We start from the raw sequence: 13672 nt of genomic DNA, 5'->3' as shown, positions 1-13672 counted from the left end.
TACATTTCAGCCCACCATGGAAGGTAATCATGTTAGCGATTGTTCACTCCCGCGCCAGCATTGGCGTGTCTGCCCCTGAAGTAACCGTTGAAGTGCATTTGTCCGGCGGACTGCCGGCACTCTCCATCGTAGGCTTACCTGAAACCGGTGTACGCGAAAGTAAAGATCGCGTTCGCAGTGCCCTGCTGAATGCCGGCTTCGAATTTCCCGCACGTCGAATTACCATTAATCTTGCCCCTGCAGACCTGCCGAAAGAGGGTGGCCGTTTTGACCTGCCCATTGCGCTGGGGATTTTGGCCGCCTCGGGGCAGATACCGCCTGACAGCCTTAAAGAGTTGGAGTTTATGGGGGAGCTGTCGCTTGATGGTGCCCTGCGGCCTTTGAAAGGCGTGTTGCCCGCAGTGCTGGCAGCACGTGAAGCTGGGCGCTCGCTCCTGATTCCGCAAGCCAACGCGGAAGAAGCCGCGCTCGCAAGTCAGAATGATGTGCTGGCGGCAAGCCACATTCTGACGGTCTGCGAGCATTTGACCGGGCGCGCGAAATTGGTGCCGGTGCCAAAGCCTGAAACCGATACAGATCAAACGTCCGGCGCGGAGAATGGGGCTGATCTTGCCGATGTTCGAGGCCAACAGGTGCCTCGCCGGGCGCTGGAGATTGCCGCGGCAGGTGGCCATAACCTACTGTTTTTCGGCCCTCCGGGTACGGGTAAGAGCATGCTGGCTAGCCGTCTTCCTGGAATACTGCCCGCTTTAGAGGATGCCTCTGCTATGGAGGTGGCCAGTGTTCACTCAGTGGCAGGGCACCCGTTACAGCCTGGCGGATGGCGCCGACCGCCGTTTCGGTCGCCGCATCACACCGCGTCGGCGGTGGCACTGGTGGGTGGGGGTAGCAGTCCCCGGCCGGGAGAAATCTCACTAGCGCACCGTGGTGTGCTTTTCCTTGATGAGCTGCCGGAGTTTGAACGGCGTGTATTGGAAGTGCTTCGAGAGCCCATGGAAACTGGCGAAATTGCCATCAGTCGTGCCGCTCGACAAGTCACTTTTCCGGCTAAATTTCAGGTCGTAGCTGCAATGAACCCATGCCCATGCGGTTACAGCGGCCACCCGAATATTGAGTGTCAGTGTACGCCCAGTCAGGTGATGCGCTACCGGTCCAAGATCTCGGGCCCATTGTTGGACCGGTTTGATCTGCACGTTGAGGTGCCGGTGCAGGCTGGCGATGTGCTGCTTCGCCAAGGTGAATCCGGTGAAAGCAGTGCCAGCGTGAAAAAACGGGTGTTGAAGGCCAGAAGCTACCAGCGAGAGCGTGGAGGCTTGAATGCTTCGCTTGCGGGTAAGGCGCTGGATCAGGCGTGCCGCATCGATGCCGGCAGCGAAAAGTTATTGGCCCATGCCATGGAGCGGCTGGGGTTATCGGCCCGGGCGCTGCACCGGATTCTCCGGGTGGCGCGTACCTTGGCGGATTTGGACGGACAGGCAACTCTGTCCCAACAGCATCTGATAGAAGCGCTGGGCTATCGGCAGTTGGATCGACAGCAAGGGCAAAGTGCTTTGGTCTCCGCTTGATGCCTCGGACTCTGTTAAACTGTCCGGTAAATTTCAGCAATCAGATCCGCAGTGGCGGTTGAGGACAACAAATGGCCGACCAGAACGACTCCCAAGATTCCAAAGGTGAAAACCCGATTACCACTCGCCGCGGAGTCCGCAGCTTTGTATTACGCCAAGGCCGGATGACCGAAGGTCAGAAAAAAGCTTTCGAGCGGAGCTGGCCGAAGTATGGCTTGGCTCGCGAAGATGGCGTGATTGATCCCCGAGAAGTGTTTGGCCGGGACAGCATGCTGAATCTGGAAATCGGTTTCGGCATGGGGCGCTCGTTGGCTGATATGGCAGAAGCCGCGCCAGAACAAGACTTTATCGGTGTGGAAGTGCATCTGCCCGGTGTGGGTGCCTTGCTCAAAGAGGTTGAGGATCGCGGGCTGGAGAATGTGCGGGTTTATAACATCGATGCCAATGACGTCATCGACCTGTGCTTGCCGGATGCGTCACTTGACCGCGTGATGGTGTTCTTCCCCGACCCTTGGCACAAAAAGAAGCACCACAAGCGCCGATTGGTGCAGCAGGAATTTGTGCAGCGCATTCGTCATAAGTTGCGTGTGGGTGGCGTTCTGCATCTGGCAACAGATTGGGAAAACTACGCCGAACACATGTTGGAAGTGATGGAAAACTCGCAAGGTTTTGCCAACACGCAGGAGCAGGGTGGCTATTCGCCCCGACCGGACGATCGCCCGATTACCAAGTTCGAGCAGCGCGGCGAAAAACTGGGCCACGGTGTTTGGGATCTGCTTTACTACCGCACCAACTAAGTCCTCCAGCCCCGGCTTTAAGAAGCCGGGGTCAAAGGTTGCCGGCGGGCAGCGCGAATGATGATGAGCCCCGCCAATCCGAGCAACAACCCCGTGAATTTAAGCAGCGAAAACATGCTGGCAGCCACGCTCAGGCTGTTATCGGGTGGGTTGAAGTTGTTTAGCAGGGCAATGTTTTCAATCACGTCGCTGGTGCCCGCTACGATAAACAGCAAGCGCACCCACTTGGCGATGATTTTTTCCCGCACGCCGGGGCGATCCAGCGAGAACCTCCGGGTAAGCTGCAGCAACACAGCCAGATACGCAGCGATGAATAGAAAGTCTACCCAGAGCGAAGCTTGGGCCAACGATACGTTATTTGGCTGCCAACTCGCTAAGATAGCTTGAGCCTGCTGTGCAGTGCCTGCCAACTGGAAACTGATCATACCTTGCGGCGCGCTAGCCGTTTTTAGCGGCTGGTTCATTACAAGAAGCGCAATAAATAAGGCTGTACTGAGTGCAAGCGAAACCGCTAAGGGTAGTCCAAGGGGGTGCTTTGAAGGATGCCGGGCTTGGTCCATCAGAGAAACTGCTCCAACAAGCTGTTGAGATAGCGCTGGCCTTGCTCGGTGGTTTGTATCCGGTGGTTAACCAGCAGCTTTTGCTTTCGCAACTGCTCAAGTTGTACCTCAACGGGGCTCAGGGGTAAACCTGTACGTTCAGTGAACAGTTTTTCTTCGACGCCTTGTTTGAGCCGTAAAACGTTCATCATGAACTCCAGCGGCCGTTCCTTCGTTTCAATCTCTTCGCTGCCTGCCGTGCGGGAACCGATCCGGTTCAAGTAAGCTTCCGGCTGGCGGGTTTTCCAGTATCGAATGATCCGGCCATCGGCGAGGCTGATTTTGCCATGTCCGCCGGCCCCCAGAGCCAGATAATCCCCAAACTGCCAATAGTTCAGGTTATGACGGCTTTCGCGGTTGGGCAGGCTCCAAGCAGAAACCTCGTAATCATCGAAATTGTGGGCGCGGAGATACTCCGAACCCTGTCGATAAATTTCCCAAAGGCGATCATCGTCTGGTAAATCCGGCGGACGGGAGAAAAACTCGGTGTTGGGTTCAATGGTCAGTTGATACCAGGACAAGTGCGAGGGTTGATGATCCAGCGCTTGTCGCAAATCATCCAAGGCTTGTTCGGGTGTTTGATCCGGCAAGCCGTGCATCAAATCAACGTTGAAGTTGCTGAAACCCGCCGCTTTCGCGGTCTCAATCGCGCGGTGAGCGGCGTTGGCGTCGTGAATGCGCCCGAGTGTTTTAAGATGTTCCTGATTGAAACTTTGCACACCGATCGAAAGCCGGTTAATACCCGCTTGGCGGAAACCTTCGTAACGGCCTTCTTCCAAGGTGCCAGGGTTGGCTTCGAGCGTGATTTCGGCATCGGGTGCGAAGGTCAGTCGCTGGCGAAGTCCTTCAAACAAGCGCTGGTAGAAGCCGCTGGTCATGAGCGATGGCGTGCCGCCGCCGATGAACACGCTCTCAATCGGGCGGCCGCGAACAAAGCTCAAGTCATGCTCTAGGTCTTCCAGCAGAGCTGCGAGGTAAGCCGCTTCAGGAATGTCGCCCTTTATAGCGTGTGAATTGAAGTCACAGTAGGGACACTTGCGTACGCACCAAGGCACGTGGATATACAGCGACAAAGGCGGGCAAACCGCGACAGGGGGTGAGGACGGCACGTTTAGTGGGTGCCCTTGAGTTGTGCCAGCAAGCTGGCTAGGGCGCGCCCGCGATGGCTTATGCGGCCCTTTTGTTCGCGGGTAAGTTCGGCGGCGCTGCAATCGTGTTCCGGTGCGAAAAATACCGGATCGTAGCCGAAGCCGCCTTCGCCCCTCGGAGCGCTAAGAATCTGACCCGGCCAGCGGCCATGGCAGATAATTGGCGTAGGATCATCGGCGTGACGCAGATAAACCAGAACACAATGAAACTGGGCACCCCGTTCCTGTTCCGGAACATCTTTCATGGCCTCCAGCAGCGCTTCAACATTGTCTGCGTCTGTTGCGTTGGTGCCGGCGTAGCGCGCAGAGCGCACGCCGGGTTGGCCACCGAGGGCATCGACAGCAAGGCCGCTGTCGTCGGCCAGAGCCGGAAGCCCGGTTTCACGGGCCGCGTGACGGGCTTTCAAAATGGCATTTTCAACAAAGGTAACAGCCGGTTCTTCGGCCTCGCCTACACCCAGCTCGCCCTGAGCAATGGGGGTTAACCCCAGCGGATTGAGCAGATCGGTGAGTTCGGCAATCTTGCCCTTGTTGTTGCTGGCAATAACGAGTTTTTGAGGCATGGTTTAGTCGTTATACAAAGAGTGGGCGAAGCGTACCTTCAGGCCTTGTGGATAACCTGTTGGGCGCGCCGTAATGTTGAAGGTCATCAATTCGGCTGGGCGATATTGATACTGAGCGATGAAGTAAACCGCATCGCCTTCTTGAATCCTGCGGAAGGCGAGGAACTTGACCTGCTGGATGTCGTTGGCAACCTGGCCTTCTACTTGACCGCCCATGGGCTGAGGCTGGCCGTGTTCATCGTTGGTCATGATGGCAATGTTAACCACGCCGATGCTTTTGCTGCGCTGAAGGTTATTGGCTTTAGCCACTTCCGGCGTCAGCATGGTGCTGGGGAAAACGCTCCAGTGCAGTTGGTAGTCGCCAAAGTCTTTTTCTCCGGCATGGCTGTGGCTTGCGAGCAGCAGTAGGCCAAACGCCAGGGCAATAAAGCGGGTGACAGAACGAATGATCATCAGGTGTTCTCCCGTGTGATTCGGTAAATCGCAATCTCGCCCAGCAGGTTCGGCCACGCACGGGCCAGCCAGCTGTTCTGATGTTGGCCGTCGACAACTCGTCGGCTTTTGATCTTTATCCCTTTCTGCCGGCACAAGGCTTCAAAATCCTTGAACGTGCACAGGCGGATGTTGGGCGTGTTGTACCACTTGTACGGCAGGGCGTCGGACTCTGGCATGCGGCCGCTCAGAGTCAGTCCCCAGCGCAGACGCCAGTGTGCGAAGTTGGGGAAGGTGACAATGCCTTCGCGGCCAACCCGAAGCATCTCATCAATCACCTTATCAGGCCTGCGTACGGCTTGCAGTGCTTGTGTCATCAGCACAATATCGAACATGCCATCATCGAAGTTGTCCAGCCCCTGAGTGTCCAGGTTCTGCTCGATGACCGACACGCCTTTGCCCATGCAGGTGGTGATGTGGTCCGGGTTGATTTCCAGACCGAAGCCCGTGGCGTTCCGTTCCTGCTGTAAGTAATGCAGTAAAGTGCCATCACCGCAACCGAGATCGAGAACGTGGTGGCCGGGCTGAACCCATTGCTGAATGATTTCCAGATCCGCTCTCATGCGTCCACCTCCCGCGCCACTCGATCCATGTACGCAGTGAAGGCGTTGGTGTATCGGGGGGTTGGAATCAGGAACGCATCGTGGCCCCAAGGCGCATCGATTTCGGCGTAACTGACTTTCTTGCGAGCGGAAATCATGGCATTCACCATTTCTTCAGAGCGAGCAGGCGAGAAACGCCAGTCTGTGCTGAAGGAAAGCACCAGGTATTCGCACTGGGCAGGTGCCAGAGCCTTGGACAAGTCGCCGCCGAATTCGTAGGCCGGGTCAAAATAGTCCAGCGCACGGGTCATCAGCAGGTAGGTGTTGGCATCGAAGGTTTCGGAGAAGCGCTCGCCTTGATAGCGCAGGTAGCTTTCAACCTGAAACTCGGCGTCATAACCGAATTTGAACGCTTCTTCCCGCAGTTCACGGCCAAATTTCTCGCCCATCGCAGCGTCTGACAGGTAGGTGATGTGCCCCACCATCCGCGCCAGCATTAAGCCGCGCCTTGGCAGAGTGCTGGCGTCGTCGTAGCGGCCCTCATGAAACTCAGTATCAGAGGTAATGGCCTGACGGGCGACTTCGTTGAAGGCGATGTTTTGCGCAGTCAGCCGAGGTGTTGAGGCAATGATCACCGCATGCCGAATACGGTCGGGGTAATCCAGACTCCATTGGAGAGCCTGCATGCCGCCGAGGGATCCACCAACAACCGCCGCCCACTGTTGAATGCCGAGATGATCTGCTAGTCGAGCCTGGCTCTTCACCCAGTCGGCAACGGTGATGACTGGGAAATCCGGCCCGTAAAGCTTGCCGGTGGTTGGGTTGATCGAATTGGGACCGCTACTGCCGTGGCAGCCGCCGAGGTTATTCAAGCAAACCACGAAAAAGCGGTTGGTATCGATCGGCTTTCCCGGGCCAATACAGCTGTCCCACCATCCGGGCTTTTTATCATCATACGAGTGATAGCCCGCGGCGTGGTGATGGCCGCTGAGAGCGTGGCAAATGAGAACCGCATTGCTGGCTTCGGCATTTAAGGTGCCGTAGGTTTCCACGACCAAATCATAGCTTTCCAAGGATTGGCCACAGGCCAGTTCGATGGGGGTGTCGAAATGAATGGTTTGCGGGCTAACGAGGCCTACGGAATCCATAGGCAGGGAGTCGGGCATGAGTGTGTTGATATCCTGATCCAGTCCACATGAGTCAGGCAATAGGCCTGAGGTGGCGCAGAAACTGGCGCCGATAGGGCAGTTTAAAGGCGGGGGGTGGTTGCTGCAACCGGCGCGTGCCGCCTGCAGCAACCTGGGGGTCAGGCGGAGCCGTAAATGTTAACGACTTTTTGCTGGATCATGGTTGGTGCCGGCTTGCGAATATGACGCACCATGTTATCGGCCAGTTCGAGTTGCTTGCGCAGGTCAGCGATGGAATGCTGCAAACGTTCTCGCTCGGCACGGCTGTCGCGGTCGTTGCGAACCAAGTCCCGAAGCCTGCTGATTTGGTGTTCCAGCAACTGCTTTTGCTCCATGGAGTACTGGATGATGGGCAGTAAGGCTTCGTGGGGCCAGCGTTCAACGTCGGACCTTGCCCGACCGTGCAGTGTGCGGGCTTCGCTGACCATCACATTGAAGAACCTGCGAATCAGCAGAGACTGTTCAGACATCAGGTTTTTGGGGCTGATGCGGAAGCGGCGCGCTTTCTTGCGCAGTTCCCGAATGGCGATGACATGGCGCCCGGCTCTGAGCGGAATGGGCTCCAAGTGTCTGGCGCGAGAGTCTTCGTTGTAGCGTCGGTAGATAGAAGCGACCATTTTCTCGGCCAATTGGCCTTCAGCAAGCAGGTTGCTCAGGTCGGTCTCAAGCAGCTCAAAGAAGTGATCCATCGCACGGATCATGCCGGCCGTGGACCAACTCTTCGTCATAATGTTGCGCACTTTGTCAGCGTGGGCTTCAAAGCGTTTTTCGCTGATCAGGTTGTTCAGAATGTCACCTTGCGAGTCCATCAAACGACGCGACGACCGCAAGGTGATCAGCTTTTTGTAGTAGAAGTCGTAGTCTTTCTGCGCTCTTTCTGCGAGTCGGGCGAGGGCAGGCTTGTCCAGTGCTGAACCGGTGCAAGCCGCGTACTCTTCTTCTAGCGACTTAAGCCGGTACTGCATCGCGGCCTGGCTGTTTTGCAGCATGCCCAGAAGATCGTTGATGAGGTGCTGAGTGATCAGCTGCTCTTTATGGGTGAGGATGCGTTGGACAATCAGCTTTTCCAGTAACCCGAGATTCGAACGACCAAACAGCTCGGCATCGTTTCGTACCCTTGCCAGCAAGCCTTGTTTCGCGGAAAGAGGGATGACATCGTGTTGGTTCATGCCCAGGTGTTCGGCGGTATAGCTACGTACTCGTTCGATCGAATCGGACGTGTGTTCTTCGCCCTGAATGTCGTCCCAAAGCACATCAATTTTGTTCAGTACGGCAAAACGGCCTGCGCGATGGTCTGCGTGATCCGTGTTGATGTGTTCTTTCCAGATGGCCATATCGCTGGCGGTGACGCCGGTATCGGCCCCAAGCACGAAAATGACCGCGTGCGCGCGCGGTAGCATGCTCATGGTCAGCTCAGGCTCAGAGCCCAGGGCGTTCAGACCTGGAGTGTCGAGAATGCGCAGGCCACGCTCAAACAGAGGGTGGCGAATACTGATTTGGGCATTACGCCACGCAGGTACCAGTACATTGCCCGGGATTTGGGGGTCTGATTCCAGCATATCTTCATCGAATCCGAGCTTTCTTGCGTCACCGATGGATACGCTTTTAACCCGGGCGACTTCAGCCAGTACTTCGCGCATCACCTCAGGGGTGCTCTCGTCCAGCTCATGGCGCACCCAGTTTTCCGGTCGTTTGCGCTGTTGCTGTAAGGACAATTCGCCGGTGCGGGTTTCGATCGGGAGCAGCAGCAGATAGCTCTGATTGGTGGTTCGATCAAAGAACAACTCGGTGGGGCACATGGTGGTTCGCCCCGCCTGAGAAGGCAGCAATCGCTGGCCGTAGCTGGCGAAAAACAGCGCATTGATCAGTTCGGTCTTACCACGGGAATACTCGCCGACAAATGCGATGGTTAGCTCATCTTCGATCAAAAGTTCCAGCCCGTGACGAATGCGGCTGCTGATGTCTTCTGAAAAAAGATTGTTGTCCTGAAGCCACAACCGGTAGCGGCCGATCTGGCGTATCAGATCTTTCTTCCAGTCGTGGTAGGCTTCCACCTGCTGCGACAGTGTTCCCTGCTGGCTCATGAGGTAATCCTTTGGCGCGACGTTCGGGAGATAGATCGTCCCAAGTTAAATGTCGGCAATCATAGCCCGATTATCCACCCGTGGAATGGCCGCTTTGAGCCGTCCGTGTTGGTTGGCACCAAATGACAAAAGAAAAAGGCCGACGTATCAATGGGTTGATAGGCCGGCCTTGAGATGTTTAATGTTTTGGCGTTATGTAACGATATGTATATTTGTGAGGCAGGTTACATGCCGGCACCAAGAAAGCCCATGCCTGCGGCAATCTTCATATGATTTAGCACCACATCCAGCACGTTCAGGATCAGGAACACAATAATCGGCGATAAATCGAGGCCGCCCATGGATGGCATGATATTCCGGACAGGGCGCATGACCGGTTCGGTGATCTGCGCGACCAATTGTATGGCTGGGTGCCCGCTCTGAGGCGCTATCCAGCTAACCACCACGACGGCTATGACCGACCAGAAGTAAATCTTTACGATCAGGCTGAGAACGTTCAAAGCACCCCATACCAGTAAGGTAAGCGGGTTGAAGGCAGGCATGCCCGAGTTGTAAATCAGCAACATGAAAAAGAACGTAACGGCTTGAATCAATACCGCCAGCACCAGTGCAGCACCGTCGATGCCTCCCCAGCCCGGGATGATTCTACGCAACGGCCGTAACGGTGGGTTCGTTGCTTTTACAACAAACTGGGAAATCGGGTTGTAGAAATCGGCCCGGGCCAGTTGCAGAAGGAATCTAAGCAGCACCACCGACATATAAAAGGTGGATGCAATCATCAGGATCGTGATCAGAATGTCTGCCAGCATGAAGCTGTGTCTCCGTAACGGTTACTGTTTGTCTGCCAGTTCTTGTGACATCTCTTCAGAGCGAGTGAAAGCGGCATCGTAGGCTTTTTTCACCAATTCGCGCATGCCACCGTCTTCAAAGGTGTTGATTGCCCTTTCGGTGGTGCCACCGGGGGACATGACGTTGCGCTTCAGTTGAGCGGGATCGTGCTCGCTGCGGGCAGCCATTTCGGCCGCGCCAGCCATGGTTTGAATGGCCAGCTTTCTGGCCGTGGCGGGCTCGATTCCGGCGTCCGTAGCGGCACTTTCCAGCGCTTCAAGCATCAGGAAGAAATAGGCGGGGCCGCTGCCTGACAGCGCTGTTACGCCGTGTATCAGGTTCTCGTCTTCTACCCAAAGCGCGGTGCCGATGCTTTCAAACACCGTTTGTATCATGGATTTCTGTTCTTCCGACACCTTGGCGTTGGCAAACAGGCCGGCAGCGCCTTTCCCGACCAGTGAGGGTGTGTTCGGCATAACGCGAACCAGCGGCAGCCCACCGCCGAGCCATTGGTCAATCGTTTCGGCGGTCAAGCCGGCGGCAATGGATACAATCAGCGGACGGGTGTTCTGCACGACCGGTGCGATGTCGCGGCAAACGTCTGCCATAACCTGAGGCTTCACCGCGAGGACAACGATGTCGGCCTGCTCCACGCAATAGCGATTGTTCGTGGTAACGCTCACGCCGAACTGATTTCGAACAGCTTGCAGGTGGCTGTCATCAGGCGCGCTAACCCAAACATTGTCGGCTTCGAAGCGGTTATCCAGCATGCCTCCAATAATAGCGTTGGCCATATTGCCTGCGCCGATAAACGAGATGACGGGTGATTTGCTCAAGGTTCGCTCCAAATGCTTGCTCGGTAAATGGTGTGTTCCTGATGATAACAGGAACACGTGAATTCAGCTTAGGCTCTATTTGGCCGGCCGCTCGCCGAACAGGGCGGAGCCTACCCGAACCCAGGTGGCGCCCTCTGCGATGGCCATTTCCAGGTCGCTCGACATGCCCATCGAAAGTGTGTCGAGTTGCTGCGCGTCGGGTAGCGTTTGCTGGAGCAGAGCCAGTGCGCCGGCCAGTTTCCCGAAACTCTGTTTCAGATCGGCGTCGTTTTGGTTCGGGTCAGGAATCGCCATCAGGCCTCGCAGGGTCAGATTGGGCAGTACGCTGACGGAGGCCGCCAGCTCGGGCAGTTCAGTTAACGAACAGCCGGATTTACTCTCTTCATCGTTAACATTCACCTGCAGGCACAGGTTCAGCGGGCCGAGTTCCGCTGGTCGTTGCTCGCTGAGCCTACGAGCAATCTTCAGGCGGTCAACGCTGTGTACCCACGAAAAAGATTCGGCGATCTGTCGGGTTTTGTTGGACTGGATGGGCCCGATAAAATGCCACTCAAGATCAGCGAGGTCTTTCAGCGCTTCGATTTTATCCAACGCTTCCTGCAGGTAGTTTTCTCCAAACGCCGTTTGACCCGCGTCTGCCGCCGCCCGTAAATCTTCCGGTGGCCGAGTCTTGCTAACTGCCAACAACCGCACACTGTCGGGCTTGCGGCCGGCTTGCTCTGTTGCTTTTTGTATGCGTCGGGTTACGCTTCTGATGTTGTCTGCTATGCTGCTCATAGTGTGAGTTTGCCGCGTCTGAATTAAAAGAAAAAGCCTTCCGAGGATCCCTATGGATATTACTGAACTGCTTGCCTTTTCGGCCAAACAAGGTGCGTCGGATTTGCACCTGTCTGCAGGCCTTCCCCCCATGATTCGTGTAGACGGCGATGTACGCCGAATCAACCTGCCCCCGATGGAGCACAAAGAGGTGCACGGGTTGATTTACGACATCATGAACGACAAGCAGCGCAAGGACTACGAAGAATTTCTGGAAACCGACTTCTCGTTCGAGGTCCCGGGGGTTGCTCGTTTCCGAGTGAACGCTTTTAACCAGAACCGGGGTTCTGGTGCCGTCTTCCGGACCATCCCTTCGAAAGTACTGACCATGGAAGATTTGGGCATGGGTCAGGTTTTCAAGGACATTGCCTCCGTGCCGCGTGGCTTGGTGTTGGTCACCGGGCCAACCGGTTCCGGTAAGTCGACCACGCTGGCAGCGATGATGGACTACATCAACGATACCCGCTATGAACACGTTCTGACCATTGAAGACCCAATCGAATTCGTACACGAATCCAAAAAGTGTCTGGTTAACCAGCGGGAAGTCCACCGGGATACCTTAGGGTTTAACGAAGCCCTGCGCTCCGCCTTGCGGGAAGACCCTGACATTATTCTGGTGGGTGAGCTTCGGGACCTTGAAACCATTCGTCTTGCGCTGACCGCCGCAGAAACCGGCCACTTGGTTTTCGGTACTCTGCACACCACCTCCGCCGCCAAGACCATCGACCGGGTTGTTGACGTGTTCCCGGCCGAAGAGAAGTCCATGGTGCGGTCGATGCTGTCAGAATCACTGCAAGCGGTTATATCCCAGACCCTGATGAAAAAGATGGGCGGTGGTCGAATTGCGGCCCATGAAATCATGATGGGTACCCCGGCCATCCGGAACCTAATTCGTGAGGACAAGATCGCGCAGATGTATTCGTCTATTCAGACGGGTGGCTCTCTCGGCATGCAAACGTTGGATCAGTGTTTGGAAGGCTTGCTGAGAAAAGGGCTGATATCTCGTGAAGACGCTCGTCTGAAGGCGAAGATTCCGGATAATTTTTAAGTATTTGCAACGATCTTGAAACAAGTAGGTACAAAAAATGGAATTTGAAAAGCTGTTGCGGCTAATGGTGGAAAAAGGCGGTTCGGACCTTTTTATCACCGCAGGTGTTCCGCCTAGCATGAAGGTGAACGGCAAGGTACTGCCCGTCACTAAAAATGCGTTGACGCCGGAACAGACTCGAGAGTTTGTCTATGGCGCGATGAATGATAAGCAGCGCGCAGAGTTTGACGAAAGCCACGAGTGTAACTTTGCAATCAGCGCCCGAGGGATAGGGCGATTCCGTGTCAGTGCATTTTTCCAGCGCAACTTGTGCGGCATGGTGTTGCGGCGGATTGAGGTGAAAATCCCACAAATTGATGAGCTTTCCTTGCCGGAAGTCGTTAAAGACTTGGCCATGACCAAGCGAGGGTTGATCATGTTTGTGGGCGCTACCGGTACCGGTAAGTCTACCTCGTTGGCCGCCATGCTCGGGCACCGTAACCGGAATAGCCGAGGGCATATTATTTCTATTGAAGACCCCATCGAATTCATCCACCAGCATCAAGGCTGTATCGTCACTCAGCGTGAAGTGGGTATAGATACAGAGAGCTTTGATGTGGCGCTGAAGAATACTTTGCGGCAGGCCCCAGATGTCATCCTGATTGGTGAGGTGCGTACCCGCCAGACGATGGAGTACTCGGTGCAGTTTGCTGAAACCGGCCACCTTTGTTTGGCAACCTTGCACGCGAACAACGCGAACCAGGCGCTGGACCGGATTATCCAGTTCTTCCCGCCCGAACAGCACAACCAGATCTGGATGGACTTGTCACTCAACCTGAAAGCCATCGTGGCTCAGCAGTTGGTGCCAACGCCGGACGGCAAGGGCCGAAAAGCGGTTATTGAGGTGCTGATCAATACGCCGCTGGTTGCCGACATGATTCGGAAGGGTGAAGTACACAAACTGAAAGAACTGATGTCGAAATCGAACGAGAGCGGCATGCAGACCTTCGATCAGGCGCTGTATAAGCTTTATTCGGAAGGTTCGATCACCTACGAAGACGCTTTGGCCCACGCAGACTCGGCTAACGATCTTCGCTTGATGATTAAGCTTGGCAGTGATGCTAAGGGTGCTGACAGCTTGTCTTCATCGGTCGATAAATTGACCATCCAAGACGACTGATTTTCGAT

The 13672-nt window shown here is 55.6% G+C and carries 14 protein-coding genes; 4 read left to right on the top strand and 10 right to left on the bottom strand.

What is annotated here, in order from left to right; translation table 11 throughout:
* Positions 1–29: 29 nt before the first annotated feature.
* Both ACNQ6O_RS11935 and trmB read left to right on the top strand, forming a co-directional pair.
* Positions 30–1565, top strand: a complete 1536-nt coding sequence (locus ACNQ6O_RS11935; RefSeq protein WP_418053454.1) for a YifB family Mg chelatase-like AAA ATPase — start codon at positions 30–32, stop codon at positions 1563–1565.
* 71 nt (positions 1566–1636) lie between these two features.
* A complete protein-coding gene (gene trmB, locus ACNQ6O_RS11930; protein ID WP_418053453.1) occupies positions 1637–2362 on the top strand; it encodes a tRNA (guanosine(46)-N7)-methyltransferase TrmB in 726 nt (241 codons plus the stop codon).
* A 17-nt stretch (positions 2363–2379) separates the two neighbouring features.
* Here the strand turns inward: trmB and ACNQ6O_RS11925 are convergent, their stop codons facing one another.
* The 10 genes from ACNQ6O_RS11925 to ACNQ6O_RS11880 all read right to left on the bottom strand — a co-directional run bounded on the left by ACNQ6O_RS11925 (position 2380) and on the right by ACNQ6O_RS11880 (position 11418).
* The gene (locus tag ACNQ6O_RS11925; protein WP_418053452.1) at positions 2380–2826 is read right to left on the bottom strand and encodes a hypothetical protein; all 447 of its coding nucleotides are present in this window, start codon (positions 2824–2826) and stop codon (positions 2380–2382) included.
* 95 nt (positions 2827–2921) lie between these two features.
* The gene (gene hemW / locus ACNQ6O_RS11920) at positions 2922–4034 is read right to left on the bottom strand and encodes a radical SAM family heme chaperone HemW (protein ID WP_418053451.1); all 1113 of its coding nucleotides are present in this window, start codon (positions 4032–4034) and stop codon (positions 2922–2924) included.
* A 38-nt stretch (positions 4035–4072) separates the two neighbouring features.
* The gene (rdgB, locus tag ACNQ6O_RS11915) at positions 4073–4672 is read right to left on the bottom strand and encodes an RdgB/HAM1 family non-canonical purine NTP pyrophosphatase (RefSeq protein ID WP_418053450.1); all 600 of its coding nucleotides are present in this window, start codon (positions 4670–4672) and stop codon (positions 4073–4075) included.
* A gap of 3 nt (positions 4673–4675) precedes the next feature.
* Positions 4676–5125, bottom strand: coding sequence for a DUF4426 domain-containing protein (locus ACNQ6O_RS11910; protein ID WP_418053449.1), 450 nt, complete (start codon positions 5123–5125; stop codon positions 4676–4678).
* Positions 5125–5727 carry a methionine biosynthesis protein MetW gene (gene metW, locus ACNQ6O_RS11905; RefSeq protein WP_418053448.1) on the bottom strand — a complete coding sequence of 201 codons (603 nt, stop codon included), beginning with the start codon at positions 5725–5727 and terminating at the stop codon, positions 5125–5127. The genes ACNQ6O_RS11910 and metW overlap by 1 nt, the downstream gene beginning before the upstream one ends.
* Positions 5724–6872, bottom strand: coding sequence for a homoserine O-succinyltransferase MetX (metX, locus tag ACNQ6O_RS11900; RefSeq protein ID WP_418053447.1), 1149 nt, complete (start codon positions 6870–6872; stop codon positions 5724–5726). Before metX ends, metW begins: the two co-directional genes overlap by 4 nt.
* 140 nt (positions 6873–7012) lie before the next feature.
* The gene (locus tag ACNQ6O_RS11895) at positions 7013–8977 is read right to left on the bottom strand and encodes a dynamin family protein (protein WP_418053446.1); all 1965 of its coding nucleotides are present in this window, start codon (positions 8975–8977) and stop codon (positions 7013–7015) included.
* 224 nt (positions 8978–9201) lie between these two features.
* A complete protein-coding gene (locus ACNQ6O_RS11890; RefSeq protein WP_418053445.1) occupies positions 9202–9786 on the bottom strand; it encodes a YggT family protein in 585 nt (194 codons plus the stop codon).
* Between the two features lie 21 nt (positions 9787–9807).
* Positions 9808–10641, bottom strand: coding sequence for a pyrroline-5-carboxylate reductase (proC, locus tag ACNQ6O_RS11885; protein ID WP_418053444.1), 834 nt, complete (start codon positions 10639–10641; stop codon positions 9808–9810).
* Positions 10642–10716: 75 nt separating this feature from the next.
* Positions 10717–11418 carry a YggS family pyridoxal phosphate-dependent enzyme gene (locus ACNQ6O_RS11880; protein WP_418053443.1) on the bottom strand — a complete coding sequence of 234 codons (702 nt, stop codon included), beginning with the start codon at positions 11416–11418 and terminating at the stop codon, positions 10717–10719.
* Positions 11419–11470: 52 nt separating this feature from the next.
* Between ACNQ6O_RS11880 and ACNQ6O_RS11875 the strand changes: the two genes are divergently transcribed.
* Positions 11471–12505 carry a type IV pilus twitching motility protein PilT gene (locus ACNQ6O_RS11875; RefSeq protein WP_418053442.1) on the top strand — a complete coding sequence of 345 codons (1035 nt, stop codon included), beginning with the start codon at positions 11471–11473 and terminating at the stop codon, positions 12503–12505.
* Positions 12506–12542: 37 nt separating this feature from the next.
* A complete protein-coding gene (locus ACNQ6O_RS11870; RefSeq protein ID WP_418053441.1) occupies positions 12543–13664 on the top strand; it encodes a PilT/PilU family type 4a pilus ATPase in 1122 nt (373 codons plus the stop codon).
* Positions 13665–13672 lie beyond the last annotated feature (8 nt).

It is taken from the genome of Marinobacter sp. SBS5 (assembly GCF_048285575.1).
Classification (GTDB): Bacteria; Pseudomonadota; Gammaproteobacteria; order Pseudomonadales; family Oleiphilaceae; genus Marinobacter.
Note: the sequence above shows the minus strand (reverse complement) of the source record. Positions and strands in the feature narration are given on the sequence as shown.